The following is a 14,490-nucleotide window of genomic DNA, read 5'->3' as shown; positions in this document are numbered from 1 at the left end:
GGTGCTTCGGTGGCCCGGCATCTGGTCGCTGAGCACGGGGTGCCCAGCCTGGTGCTGACCTCGCGGCGGGGCATGGACGCGCCGGGTGCGGCAGAGCTGGCGGCCGAGCTGTGTGAGTTGGGTGCTCTGGTGTCGATCGTGGCCTGTGATGTGGCTGACCGGGAGGCGTTGGCGGCGGTACTGGCCGAGATCCCGGCGCAGTACCCGCTGACCGGGATCGTCCACACCGCAGGCGTACTGGACGACGGGGTGGTCTCGTCGCTCACTGTCGAGCAGGTGGGCCGAGTGCTGCGACCGAAGGTGCAGGGAGCGCTCAACCTGCATGAGCTGACCGGGCACCTCAACCTGTCCGTGTTCGCCCTCTTCTCCTCCGCGGCCGGGGTGTTCGGCAGCCCAGGCCAGGGCAACTATGCGGCGGCCAATGCCGTACTCGATGGGCTGGCGCTGCGTCGCAAGGCACAGAACCTTCCCTCCAGCTCGATGGCGTGGGGGTTGTGGGAGCAGGCCAGTGGCCTGACCGCGCATCTGTCCGGTGCGGATCGGGCCAGGATGGCGCGGGAGGGTCTGACGCCGTTGTCCACCGAGCAGGCGCTGGCACTCTTCGATGCCGCGGTCGGACAGCGCGATGAGGCGCTGACCGTGCCGCTCGGGCTGGACACGGCCCGACTGCGGGGCAGGGCCGGCTCCCCAGCGGTGCCGCCGTTGCTGCGGGCCCTGGTGCCCGCCGCCCGGCCGGCCGCGCAGCGCGAGGCTGTGGAGAGCGGCGGCCCGTCGTTGGCGCAGCGTCTGGCCGGGCTGTCGCAGAGCGAGCGTGAGCGCACCCTGCTGGACCTGGTGCGCACGCAGATCGCCGCGGTCCTGGGCCACGGCCGGATGAACGACGTCGAGCCCGAACGAGCCTTCCGCGACCTCGGCTTCGACTCCCTCACCGCCGTCGAACTGCGTAACCGGCTCACGAAGATCACGGGACTGCCCCTGCCGGCCACCCTCGTCTTCGACCACCCCACACCGGAGAAGCTTGCGGGTCACCTGGGTGCTGAGATGTCGCTTGCGGCTGATGAGCTGCACAGCAGCCCCGCCGGAGCCGGAGCCGGAGCCGGAGCCGGACTCGGACTCGGAGCCGGAGCCCTTACGAGTCCGGGTGTGTCGCCGGGCGGCTCACTGACCTCCCTCTACCTGGAGGCGAGTGCTGCCGGAAGCACACAGGATTTCCTCCCCCTCATGGCTGCCATGTCGGCATTCCGGCCGTCCTTCGATGCTCGGTCTGCAATCGACATGAGGCGCCGGCCGACCCTCATGGCCAAGGGGTCCGGCGGACCTGCGCTCCTGTGTTTCCCCTCCTACGTCGGCAGGTCCAATCCGCTGCAGTTCGCGCGATTCGCATCCCAATTCGAGGGAATTCGGGATGTCTCGGTTCTCCCGCACCCGGGCTTCCTCGACTGGGAACTTCTGCCGGAGGACCTGGACGCTCTCGTCGAACTGCACTCGGAGACCGTACGACGCAGCAGTGACGGCACTCCGTTCGCGCTGGTCGGCTACTCCTCCGGTGGGTTGATCGCCAACGCCGTCGCGAAGAGGCTGGAGAGCCGGGGCATCCACCCGGACGCAGTTGTGCTGATCGATTCGTACGCGCCAATGCAAGACAAGCGCGACGAGCGTGACAAGCGCGACGGTTCGGTCACCGACATCGTTTCGACCCTGATGGGTGAGCAGCTGGGTCGACATGAAAGCGCGGGACGGGACGAGGCGGGAGAGGCATGGCTGACCGCCATGGGGCGATACACCCAGTTCCGTTGGGCCGATGCCGTCATCGAGAACAGGGCGCCCACACTGCTGATTAAGGCCGGCGAGCCCGTTGCCGAACCCTGGCGGGGTCTCGACTGGCAGGCCTCGTGGCCCTTCCCGTTCACAGAAGAGACTGTTTCCGGCGACCATTTCACGATCATGACGAGCGGTGTGGAAGAGACCGCAGGTCGAGTGAATGCATGGCTCCAAGAAAAGGCGCAGGAAGTCTAAGGGCGTTGAGGTATCGACTGCCGGCTTCTTCGTTTCTTGGCTCTGTTGGGCTCTGTTGGGCTCTGTTGGGCTCTATTTGGTCTGTACATCTGATGGGAGAAATGATGGGCACGTTGCGTAATTTCGATCGAGACCTGGTCGCCGAGCGCCACCGTCGTTGGCCGGACCTTGCCGAATACGATGTGAATCTGTATCCGCACCCCTATCTCGCCCACACCTACCGGCCGGGGAGCAGCACCAGGCTGTTCACGATCGACGACGAGGGTTTCCGCATCTCCACTTCGCCCAAGGGGAATGTGGACAGTGCGTCGTGGGTGACGCACGGGGGAGGGGGGCTGGTCGTGGGCGCCTCGACCGCCTTCGGCGTGGGCGCCTCCTCCGACGCGGCGACCCTGCCGTCTCAGCTGGCCTCGCTGACCGGCGTGCCCCAGCTCAACCTCGGCATTCCCGGCGGCAACTCCATGCAGCAGCTGCACGCGCTGTTCCCCTTCCTGCATGCCGCGTCCTCGGTCGTCGTCTTCAGCGGTTGGACCTCGCTGCTCGCGCAGCTGCGGACCAAGAAGCCGGAAGGACCTTTCGGAGCCACATTCTTCGAGCGGATCTTCCGAGTCGTGGAAACGGAGCCCCTATTCAACATCGCCGAGCTCATCACCGGTGCTCGTACGGCCGAGCAGGTGGCCGTCCCACCCGTGAGGACCGAAGGCGAACCGGTGGAGGAGGAGAGTCTGCTGCGCATGAAGGCGGCGCTAGCGCACCAGCTCCGCGATCTCGCTCTGCTGGCCCGTGCGGTTCCGGACTCCGGCAAGCTGGTCTTCTGCCTGCAACCGCTGGCTGATCCGATGACGCGTGATCTGGTGGCAGAAGAGCAGGAGAGCTTCGACTACCAGCTCCCGGTGTTCGGGCCGTTCAGGGAATTCGTCGCCAAGAACTGGGAGTACTACAGCGGTCAACTCGCTGCCGGCTGCGCCGAGATCGGAATCGAATACGTCGATGTGTCTGCCGACCGGTTCGAGGGCTGGAGCTTCTACGACGCCACTCACCTGACCGACCACGGTTACAGGCAGGCGGCGGAAATCGTATCCAATGCACTCGATGTGAGTGCGGGATAGGCACGTTCATGGGCTTGCCGGCTGTGGAGCACGGTCGGCAAGCCCACTGGACGACGGGACTCGCGCGGACTCCGTGGCAAGTCCGCCAAACGTGTGGCTGAGGAGAAAAGGACACGCTCATGAACGAAGTAGCCACTGCCTGGGATTCGGAATCCCACCACGCCATCGCCGTCATCGGCCTGTCCTGTCGTCTTCCCGAAGCCCCGAATCCGCAGGCATTTTGGAAGCTCCTCAGTCGCGGTGAGCACGCCATTGCCGAGACACCGGCAGAGCGTTGGGACGCGGATGCCCTCTATGACGCGGACATCTCCGCGCCGGGGAAGGCCAACACTCGCTGGGGTGCATATCTGGACCGGATCGCGGACTTCGACGCGGACTTCTTCGGTATTTCTCCGCGTGAGGCGATCGCGATGGACCCCCAACAGCGCCTCACGCTCGAGCTGAGCTGGGAGGCGCTGGAGCATGCGGGTATCCTCCCGACCGCGCTGGCAGGCAGCAGTACTGGGGTGTTCGTAGGGGCGATCGGCAGCGACTATGCGGCACTGCGCCACGAGTACGGCATTGACGGGATCGACCACTACACCGTCACCGGCCTGAACCGCGGGCTCATCGCCAACCGGGTCTCGTACACCCTGGGGCTGAACGGACCCAGCATCACGGTGGACTCCGCCCAGTCCTCCTCGCTGGTCGCCGTTCACCTCGCCTGCCAAAGCCTTCGTCTCGGCGAGTCCGAGGTCGCGCTGGCAGGCGGTGTACACCTGAACATCGTTCCGGACGGCACGGTGGGCGCGGCGAAGTTCGGCGGTCTGTCTCCCCGGGGGCGCTGCGCCACCTTCGATGCCGAAGCCGACGGATACGTCCGGGGCGAAGGCGGTGGCCTGGTGGTGCTCAAGCCGCTGGCGAAGGCCCTGGCGGACGGGGACTTCGTGTACGCGGTGATCCGCGGCAGCGCGGTGAACAACGACGGCGCGAGCGAGGGACTGACCACCCCAAGTGCTGTGGCACAGGAGGAGGTTCTGCGTCGCGCCTACAGCAGTGCCGGAGTGCAACCGCACCAGGTCGGATACGTAGAACTGCACGGCACAGGTACGAAGGTCGGCGACCCGGTCGAAGCGACCGCGCTCGGTTCCCTACTGGGTTCCGGCAAGGACGACGGACTCCCGCTGCTGGTGGGCTCGGCCAAGACGAATGTCGGCCACCTCGAAGGAGCGGCGGGCATCGTCGGTCTGCTCAAGACCGTGCTGAGCATCCATCACCGGCAACTTCCGCCGAGCCTCAACTTCGAGACGCCACATCCTCGAATACCCCTCGACACGCTGAACCTGCGCGTACAGCGTGTTCTGGGTCCGTGGCCGTCGGCCGACGGGCCGCTCATCGCAGGTGTCAGCTCCTTCGGCATGGGCGGGACCAACTGCCACATGGTGCTTTCGGACGGACCGAGTCACGCGACCGGGAAGCACCGGGCGCAAGCGGCATCGCCTGCGATCGCCGGGACCGGGACCGGGACGGAGACGGAGACCGAGACCGAGACCGGGACCGGGACCGGGACGGCGCCTGTGCCGCTCCTGCTGTCCGGCCGCAGTGAAAAGGCCCTGCGCGCACAGGCGGAGCAACTGCGCGAGCACGTTGCGGCGAGCCCTGACGCCCACCTGGTCGATCTCGGCTACTCGCTGGCCACTTCGCGAAGCACGTTCGAACACCGCGCAGCCGTCGTCGCACAGGGCCGCGACGAGCTCCTGGAGGGACTTGCTGCTCTTACGCAGGGTGACCGGCTCTCGAATGTCGTCCAAGGAATGACGAGGCCCGACCGAGGCAAAGTCGCCTTCCTCTTCCCCGGGCAAGGCAGCCAGCGGTCCGGCATGGGCCGCGAACTCTACGACGCCCACCCCGTGTTCGCCGAAGCGATGGACCATGTGTGCGCGGAGCTGGGCAAGCACCTTGACCGTTCACCCTGGGAGATCATCCTTGCTCCCGCCGGCTCCGCCGACGCCGCACTGCTCGACCAGACCGTCTATACCCAGACCGGTCTGTTCGCACTCGAGGTCGCGCTGTTCCGGTTGGTCGAGCACTGGGGTGTCGTACCCGACTTCCTGGCCGGCCACTCGGTCGGTGAGCTGACTGCGGCGCACGTCGGCGGAGTCCTCTCGCTGCCGGACGCCTGCGTGCTCGTGGCCGCGCGCGGCGCACTGATGCAGGCGCTGCAGGCGGGCGGGGCCATGATCTCGGTGCAGGCCGCCGAGGCCGAGGTCCAGGCGATGCTCGCCGGACGGGCAGGCTCGGCAAGCATCGCCGCCGTCAACGGACCGCAGTCGCTGGTGATTTCCGGTGACGACGAGGTGGTCACGGAGATCTCGGCTGCGCTCGCCGAGCGGGGACGCAAGACCAAGAGGCTCCGGGTGAGCCATGCATTCCACTCGCCGCACATGGACGGCATGCTCGCCGACTTCCACCGCGTCGCGGCCGGTCTATCCTTCCGGCCACCGAGAATCCCCATCGTCTCCAACCGTACGGGCCGTCTTGCCACCGCCGAGCAGTTGAGCTCTCCCGAGTACTGGGCGGAACACGTTCGCGAAGCGGTCCGCTTCCACGACGGAATGCGCGAACTCGAAGCCCAGGGAGTCACCAGCTACCTCGACTTGGGCTCGGACGGTTCGCTCTCCACGATGGCCAGGAACTGTGTCGACGACACTGTCGCCACAGTGATCCCACTGCTGTCCCGGGGAGGATCCGAAGTCCGAAGCATCACCACGGCACTGGCCGACGCACACACCAAGGGTGTCGACGTGACGTGGGACAGGCTGTTCACCGAACGGGCGGCACGGCGGGTCGAGCTGCCGACCTACGCGTTCCGGCGCAGCCGCTACTGGCTCAGCGACGAGGGCAACCGGACGCGTCCAGTACGGCAGGCAGCAGGCGCCGGTGAGCCGGCGCCGCACCAAGCACTCGCGCCGTACGCGAACGGCCTTGGCCGACTGAGCGATGCAGAGCGGCAAAGTGCCCTGGTCGAACTTGTGCGCACCAACGTCGCGGCCGTTCTGGGGCACGGCACAGCAGATTCCATCGATATCGAACGAACATTCTCCGACCTGGGCTTCGATTCGATCACCTCGGTCGAGCTCCGCGATCGGCTCAACTCGTCAACCGGGCTGCAGCTTGCGAGTGCCGTGCTCTACAACTACCCGACACCGGCCGGCCTGGCCCTCAAGCTGGACGACGAGTTGTTCGGCAACCGCGACGCCGCCGTATCAGCGCCGGTTGAGCGCGAGCAGGATGAACCGATCGCGATCGTGGGCATGAGCTGCCGCTATCCCGGCGGCGTGGCCTCGCCCGAGGACCTGTGGCGGCTGCTCGTCGAAGAGCGTGACGTGATCGGGGACTTCCCGGCCGACCGCGGCTGGGAAGTCGAAGGACTGTACGACCCCGAACCCGGCCTGCCCGGCAAGACCTACGCCCGGCAGGGAGGCTTCCTCGACGGCATCGACACCTTCGATCCGGAGTTCTTCAGGATCAACCCCCGTGAGGCCGCCGCGATGGATCCGCAACAGCGGCTGGTGCTGGAAGCGGCCTGGGAGGCACTTGAGCGCGCGGGCACGGATCCGGCCGCGCTGCGCGGCAGCGCGGCGGGGGTCTTCGTCGGAGCCACCGCGCAGGACTACGGCCCGCGCCTGCATGAGGCGGCCGAGGGGGCTGACGGCTACCTGCTCACCGGCAGCTCGGCAAGCCTCGTGTCCGGGCGGGTGGCCTACACGTTCGGCTTCGAGGGGCCTGCCGTCACTGTCGACACCGCGTGTTCGTCCTCCCTGGTGGCGTTGCACACCGCTGCCCAGTCTCTGCTCAGGGGCGAATGCACGCTGGCACTGGCCGGCGGTGTGGCCGTGATGGCCAGTCCCGGCATGTTCGTCGAGTTCAGCCGCCAGGGGGGACTGGCACCGGACGGCCGCTGCAAGGCGTTCTCCGCCGCGGCCGACGGCACGGCCTGGGCCGAGGGCGTCGGCCTGGTGGTGCTGGAGCGGCTGTCGGACGCGCGGCGCAACGGACGCCAGGTCCTCGCACTGCTTCGTGGGTCGGCGATCAACTCCGACGGAGCGAGCAACGGTCTGACGGCACCGAACGGACCTGCACAAGAGCGTGTCATCCGACAGGCGTTGGACGCCGCCGGTCTGTCCGTACAGGATGTGGATGTCCTGGAGGCGCACGGTACCGGCACCCCCCTCGGTGATCCCATCGAGGCTGAGGCCGTCCTGTCGACCTATGGCCAGGACCGCGAGCCGGACCGGCCCCTGTGGCTGGGGTCGATGAAGTCCAACATCGGCCACGCCCAGGCGGCCGCCGGCATCGGCGGTCTGATCAAGATGGTGATGGCGCTACGGCACGGGTTCCTTCCGCGAACCCTGCATGTGCAGGAGCCCTCCCCGCACGTCGACTGGTCCGCCGGAGCAGTGTCCCTGCTCACTGAAGCCGTCTCCTGGGACAAGAGCGGCCGGCCGCGCAGGGCCGCAGTGTCCTCCTTCGGCATCAGCGGCACCAACGCCCATGTCATCGTCGAGGAGGCCGCACCGCTCGAACAGGTTCGGCGCAGCGGGCAACCCGCCGACGACAGGGTCCTGCCATGGGTGCTCTCGGGCCGCAGCCAAGATGCACTGCGGGCCGGCGCCGTGCGGCTGCGCGAGCATCTGGCGGCGCATCCGGACATCGGCGCGGGCGACGTCGGGCTCTCCCTGGCGCGCCGTGCCGCCTTCGACCACCGCGCGGCGATCGTCGCGAGCAGTCGAAGCGAATTCCTGCGTGGCTTGGACGCGGTGGCCGACGGCACCGGCGCGGCGAACGCAGTGCTCGGCACCGCGAGCAAGGGAAGTACCGCGTTCCTGTTCACCGGGCAGGGCAGCCAGCGGCTGGGCATGGGACGCGAGCTCTACGAGAGCAACCCCGTCTTCGCCGAAGCCTTCGACGAGGTCTGCCGCGCGATGGACGGCCACATCGATGTGCCGCTCAAGGACGTGATCTTCGCCGTCGAGCACAGCGTCGAGGCGGCGCTGCTGGACTCGACGGCATACACCCAAGCCGCTCTCTTCGCCCTCGAAGTGGCGCTGTTCCGCCTGGTCGAGCACCACGAACTGACCCCAGACTTTCTCATTGGGCACTCGGTCGGAGAACTGGCCGCCGCGCATGTCTCCGGAGTCCTCGCCCTGCCCGACGCCTGCGCCCTGGTCGCGGCACGTGGCCGGTTGATGCAGTCGGCTCCCGAGGGCGGCGCGATGATCGCCATCGGCGCCAGTGAAGAGCAGGTACTCGAGTCGCTGACGGGCTACGGCGATCACGTCTCGGTGGCCGCCGTCAACGGCCCATCTGCGACAGTGATTTCCGGCGACGCCGAGGCCGTCCACCGGATTGCCGACCGATGGCGGGAACGCGGACACAAGACCAAGCAGCTGCGGGTCAGCCACGCCTTCCACTCGTCGCACATGGACGGCATCCTCGACGAGTTCCGTACTGTCGCGGCGGGATGCGTCTACGCACCGCCGCGTATTCAGATCGTCTCCAACCTCACCGGTACCGCGGCGTCCGCCGATGAGTTGTGTTCCCCCGACTACTGGGTGCGGCACATCCGCGAGGGCGTCCGCTTCCTGGACGGCGTCCGCTGGCTGGAAGACCAGGGTGTCACCACCTATCTGGAGCTCGGTCCCGACGGAGTGCTCACCGCGCTGGCGCAGGACTGCCTGTCCGGCCTTCCCGACCCAGAGCATGCGCTGGCCTCGGTGCTGCGCGCAGGCCGACTCGAAGCCGGCACACTCACCAGAGCCCTCGCACAGACCTACGTCGCCGGAGCGCGCCCGGACTGGAGCGCGTTCTTCCCCGGCGCACGGCAGGTCGATCTGCCGACGTACCCGTTCCAGCGGCAGCGCCACTGGCTTTCCCTTCCGGCCCGGGCGGGCGACGTGGGCGGCCTCGGGCTGGCCGGGAGTGAGCATCCGCTGCTCGGCGCCGTGGTGGAGTCCGCGGATGAGGACACGGTGCTGTTCACCGGTCGCCTCTCCCGGCACACCCACCCGTGGCTCTGCGACCACGCGGTCGCCGGCACTGTCGTGCTGCCCGGCACCGCCTTCGTGGAACTGGCGATCGAGGCGGGTGAGCAGGTCGGCTGTGACCGGATCGAGGAACTCACCATCGAAGCGCCGCTGATCCTGCCCGAACGCGGCGGAGTCCAGCTCCAGGTCGCCGTCGGCGCTCCGGACGACTCCGGCCGGCGCACCATCGCTGTTCACGCTCGTCGCGCCGACACGGCACGGGTGTCCGGGGCGGGCCGGTCGTATTGGGTTCGGCACGCCTCCGGTCTCCTCGCGGCCGGCCACGGGGCCCGCGCGGCCGAGGTCGCCGCGCCGGCCACCTGGCCGCCCGCGGACGCAACCCCCATCGAGCTGACAGAGCTCTATGGGCATCTCGACGACCTCGGATACCAGTACGGTCCGGCATTCCAAGGCGTACAGGAGGCGTGGCGCATCGGCAGGGGCGACCTGGCAGACATCTGCGTCGAGGTGCGTCTGCCCGACGAGCAGCAGGACCTGGCCGGGCGGTTCGGGCTCCATCCCGCGCTGCTCGACGCGACGCTCCACCCGCTGGTTGCCGCCCCCGCCGTCGACGGCGAGCCGGGGCAGATCCGGCTGCCGTTCGCGCTGACCGGTATCTCACTGCACGCCACCGGCGCCACCACCCTGCGGGCCCGCTGGTCACGGCTCTCCGCGGACACAGTCGCGCTGACCGTCGCCGATGGTGCCGGCCGGCCCGTTGCCTCGGTCGACTCGCTGGTTCTGCGACCGATCTCCGCCGCCCAGCTCTCCGGAGCGGCGGACGAGCGCCGCGACGACCTGTACCGCGTCGAGTGGACGAGCGTGGCGGCCGGCCCGGATCCGGTGTCCCGGCTGGCCGTTCTCGGCGCCGAGCCGATGAGGCTCGACGCGCGGGGAACACATATCGTCCGACACCCGGACCTGGCCGCGTTGGGCGACGCTGTCGACTCGGGCGAGCCGGTCCCCGAGGTCGTACTCGTATGGGGATCGCCGGAGCCGGTACGGGACCGATCCGGGATCACGACATCGGCGCATACGGCCACGCACCGGGCCCTGGGTCTGCTGCAGGACTGGCTGGCCGACGGGCGTTTCGCCTCCTCCCGCCTCGTTCTTGCGACCAGCGGCGCCGTGGCGGCCACGCCCGGGGAAGCGGTCTCGGATCTGGCCGCGGCGCCGCTGTGGGGGCTGCTGCGGTCCGCGCAGTCGGAGCACCCCGACCGGTTCGTGCTCGTCGACGTGGACGAGGCGGAGGCCTCACGCGCGATTCTTGCCCGCGTACTGGCCGACAACGAGCCGCAGTTGGCGGTACGCGCCGGGAAGGTCTACGTGCCCCGGCTGACGAGCGTCGATGCTGCCGGTGCTTCGGCGCCCGCCATCGACCCCGACGGCACAGCGCTGATCACTGGCGGAACCGGCGCGCTCGGCAGGATGTTCGCCCGACACCTCGTCACCGCGTACGGGATCCGGCGGCTGATCCTGACCAGTCGCCGTGGCGGCGACGCAGCCGGTGCCGCCGAGCTGGAAGCAGAACTGACCGAACGAGGCGTCGCGGTGCGCATTGTCGCCTGTGACGCCGCTGACCGGGACGCCCTCGCCGCACTCCTGGCAAGCGTTCCGGCCGAGCACCCGCTCACGGCCGTGATTCACACCGCCGGCCTGCTCGACGACGGGACCATCGAGACGCTGACCCCGGAGCGCATCGCCACGGTGCTTCGCCCCAAGGTCGACGCCGCGTGGAACCTCCACGAGCTCACCATGGACCTGGACCTGTCGGCGTTCGTGTTGTTCTCCTCCATCAGCGGCATCATGGGCACCGCCGGCCAGGGGAACTACGCGGCAGCCAACACGTTCCTCGACTCCCTCGCCCTCCAACGGCGAGCCATCGGCCTCCCGGCGACCTCGCTGGCGTGGAGCCTGTGGGCGGACACCGACGGCATGGCGGCCAGTCTCGACCAGACGGGCCTGGCCTGGTGGACGAGGAGCGGGTTCACCCCGCTGCCGTCCGATCATGGTGTGGCGCTGTTCGACGCGGCACTGGCCACCGACCTCCCGCTGGTCGTTCCGGCCACGCTCGACCTGGCCGCGCTGCGCGCCCAGGCCTCGTCCGGATCGTTGCCCGCGGTCTTCTCCCGTCTGGTGCGTCCGTCGAGCACCCGCCGCGCGACGGGAGCGGACAGCTCGCCGCCTGCATGGGGATCGAACCTGGCAGGCCTGTCCCCGGCGGAACGCGAGCGTGCGGTGGCTGAGCTGGTCGGTGCCTGCGTGGCGGAGGCGCTTGGACACACCGTGTCCGCCACTCTCGATGCCGACCGGGCGTTCAAGGAGCTGGGGTTCGACTCGCTGACCGCCGTCGAACTACGCAACCGGCTGAACAGCGCCACCGGCCTGCGACTGCCCAGCGCGGTCGTCTTCGACTACCCCACACCGGCTGCACTGGCGGGCTATCTCGGTTCCGTCCTGTTTGCGGAGACCGACCTCGCGGAGGACTCCGGTCTCCCCGAGGAAGACATCCGCAAGGCCCTGGCCGCTCTCCCCATCAGTCGTCTCCGCGACGCCGGAATTCTGGACGTCCTGCTGAATCTGGTGCGTTCGCACGACGCGGCCGCGACCCCGCAACAGGACACAGAAGCGCCGTCGATCGACGACATGGACCCGGAGAGCCTGATCCGACACGTCCTTGGCGAGAACGCCAGCCACTGAGCCCTTACGACCGCCCGCGGCGTGAAGAGGAGATGAGCGATGTCACACACCCCCGCGCGCCCCGCGCCGGTGGAAGCGACCGGCGAGGGGCCGAGCCACCGGCAGATCCTCACGGTCCTCACCGGACTGATGATGGGCATGTTCCTTGCCGCGCTCGATCAGACCATCGTGGCCTCCGCGGTACGGATGATCGCCGACCAACTGCACGGCCAGGCCAGCCAGGCATGGGTGACCACCGCGTACCTGATCGCGGCAACGGTCTCGACACCGCTCTACGGCAAGCTCTCCGACATCTACGGGCGCAAGCCGCTCTACCTGGTCGCGATCAGCCTGTTCCTCGTCGGATCCGTGCTGTGCGGGACAGCGACCTCGATCCACCAACTCGCTCTGTTCCGCGGCCTGCAGGGCCTCGGCGGCGGCGGCCTGATGTCACTGGCACTGACGATCATCGCGGGCCTGGTGCCCGCTCGGCAGCGCAGCCGGTATCAGGGGTACTCCATGGCGACTTTCGGCGTCGCGAGCGTCGTCGGGCCGGTGCTCGGCGGCCTGCTCGCGGGGAGGGACAGCTTTCTCGGGGTCGACGGCTGGCGGTGGGTGTTCCTGCTGAACGTGCCGCTGGCGCTGGCGGCGCTCATCGTCGTCGTGAGAGTGCTGAACGTCCGTACCGAACGCGTACGGCACCGCGTCGACTACTGGGGCTCGGCCGCATTGGCCGTCGCGCTCGTGCCGCTGCTGATGGTGGCGGAGCAGGGCCGTGACTGGGGATGGGGCTCGGCCGCCGCGCTGGCGACGTACGGGATCAGTGCGCTCGGGTTCACGGTGTTCGTGGTGGTGGAGCGCACCATGGGGGCGGAAGCGCTACTGCCTCTGCGGATGTTCCGCCAACCTGCCTTCCGCCTCGGCAACATCATCGCGTTCGTCGTCGGCATCGGCCTGTTCGGTGGTCTGACCTCCCTGCCGCTGTATCTGCAGATCGTGCGCGGACTCTCGCCCACCCGGTCGGGCCTGCTCATGCTGCCGATGATGGTGGGGATCATCGTGGCCATCGGGGTGGTAGGAAGGCTGATCGCCAAGACCGGCAAGGTGAAGGCATTTCCGGTCATCGGCTCTGCAGCGATGGCAGTAGGACTGTTTCTGTTCAGCCTCGTCACTCCCGACACGTCACTGGTTCAGGTGGGCCTCAACGCACTGGTCCTCGGAGGTGGACTAGGGCTGCTCATCCAGACCCTGACGCTCGTGGTGCAGTCCGACGCGACCCGCCACGACCTGGGGGTGGCGACGGCGTCGGTCACGCTGTTCCGGCAGACCGGGGGTGCCGTCGGCGCGGCGGTGTTCCTGTCGATCCTGTTCTCCACGGTCGCGGACCGTATCGCCGGCGCGATGCGCGCCGCGGCGGGCAGCCCCGAGTTCGCAGCTGCCATGCGTGACCCGGCGGTGCTCGCCGACCCGCACAACCAGGCATTCCTGAAGTCCATCCAAGGATCGGACGGGCTCGACCTCAACGACACGTCATTCCTCGACGTGATCGACCCGAGGCTGGCCCGGCCCGTCCTGGAGGGCTTTTCCAGCTCGTTGGACACGGTGTTCTTCGTCGGCGGGTGCGTTGCCATGGTCGCTTTCGTACTGGCGTGGCTCCTGCCGGACATTCGATTGGACTGATGCGCAGGCCATATCGCGACCGGCAGTCATCTCAGTGCGGCAATACACAACAGGAGGACACAGGTGGACACCTCGAGCGAGCAGCTCATCAAGGCCTTGCGCGTTTCGGCAAAGGAAAACGAAGTCCTGCGACGGGAGAACAGTGATCTCGGGGCTCGTATGACCGAACCGATCGCCATCGTCGGGGCGGGTTGTCGTTACCCCGGAGGTGTGCGGTCGCCGGAAGACCTATGGCGGTTGGTGAACGCGGAGGTCGACGCGATAGGCGGTCCGCCGAGCGATCGGGGCTGGGACCGGGCGCACTCGTTCGAGGGCGGCTTCCTTTACGAAGCCGGGGAGTTCGATCCGGGGTTCTTCGGGATTTCGCCGCGCGAGGCGATGGCGATGGATCCGCAGCAGCGCATGACGCTCGAGGTTTCCTGGGAAGCGCTGGAGCGGGCCGGGATCGACCCGGGGTCCCTGCGCGGAACAAAGACCGGAGTGTTCCTGGGGACGATGGGCGTGGACTACGGGCCTCGCCTGCATGAGTCACCCGACAGCGTGGCGGGATACGCGTTGACGGGGACCACGTCGAGTGTGGTGTCGGGCCGTATTTCTTACGTGTTGGGGCTTGAGGGTCCGGCGTTGACGGTGGATACGGCGTGTTCGTCGTCGCTGGTTGCACTGCATTTGGCGGTGCATGCCCTGCGGCGGGGCGAGTGCTCTCTCGCGTTGGCCGGCGGGGTGACGGTGATGTCGACTGCTGGGACGTTTGTGGAGTTTGGCCGGCAGGGTGGGTTGGCTTCGGATGGCCGGTGTAAGTCGTTCGCGGGTGCGGCGGACGGGACTGGTTGGTCTGAGGGTGTGGGTGTTCTGGTGGTGGAGCGGTTGTCGGATGCTCTGCGGTTGGGGCATCGGGTGTGGGGTGTGGTTCGTGGTTCTGCGGTGAATCAGGACGGGGC

At 68.3% G+C, this 14,490-nt stretch carries 5 protein-coding genes; all 5 read left to right on the top strand.

Annotated features, from left to right (window positions below; translation table 11 throughout):
- On the top strand, positions 1 to 2,016 hold a 2,016-nt coding region (locus ACZ3H8_RS39675; RefSeq protein ID WP_467410084.1), incomplete at its 5' end, for a type I polyketide synthase.
- A gap of 113 nt (positions 2,017 to 2,129) precedes the next feature.
- A complete protein-coding gene (locus tag ACZ3H8_RS39670; RefSeq protein ID WP_467410083.1) occupies positions 2,130 to 3,125 on the top strand; it encodes a hypothetical protein in 996 nt (331 codons plus the stop codon).
- Between the two features lie 119 nt (positions 3,126 to 3,244).
- Positions 3,245 to 11,890, top strand: a complete 8,646-nt coding sequence (locus ACZ3H8_RS39665) for a type I polyketide synthase (protein WP_467410081.1) — start codon at positions 3,245 to 3,247, stop codon at positions 11,888 to 11,890.
- 39 nt (positions 11,891 to 11,929) lie between these two features.
- Positions 11,930 to 13,549, top strand: coding sequence for an MDR family MFS transporter (locus tag ACZ3H8_RS39660; RefSeq protein ID WP_467410079.1), 1,620 nt, complete (start codon positions 11,930 to 11,932; stop codon positions 13,547 to 13,549).
- A gap of 63 nt (positions 13,550 to 13,612) precedes the next feature.
- Positions 13,613 to 14,490 (top strand): beta-ketoacyl synthase N-terminal-like domain-containing protein (locus tag ACZ3H8_RS39655; protein ID WP_467410078.1); only part of this gene is annotated, 878 nt, incomplete at its 3' end.

The sequence above is a fragment of the Streptomyces sp. NPDC002868 genome (assembly GCF_055563295.1).
The sequence above is the reverse complement of the archived record's forward strand: the minus strand, read 5'-3'. Positions and strand labels throughout refer to the sequence as shown.

What these genes read in the sequence shown, in the direction of transcription:
- ACZ3H8_RS39660 (WP_467410079.1), top strand. Translation starts at nt 11,930, where the DNA reads ATGTCACACACCCCCGCGCGCCCCGCGCCGGTGGAAGCGACCGGCGAG.
- ACZ3H8_RS39665 (WP_467410081.1), top strand. Translation starts at nt 3,245, where the DNA reads ATGAACGAAGTAGCCACTGCCTGGGATTCGGAATCCCACCACGCCATC.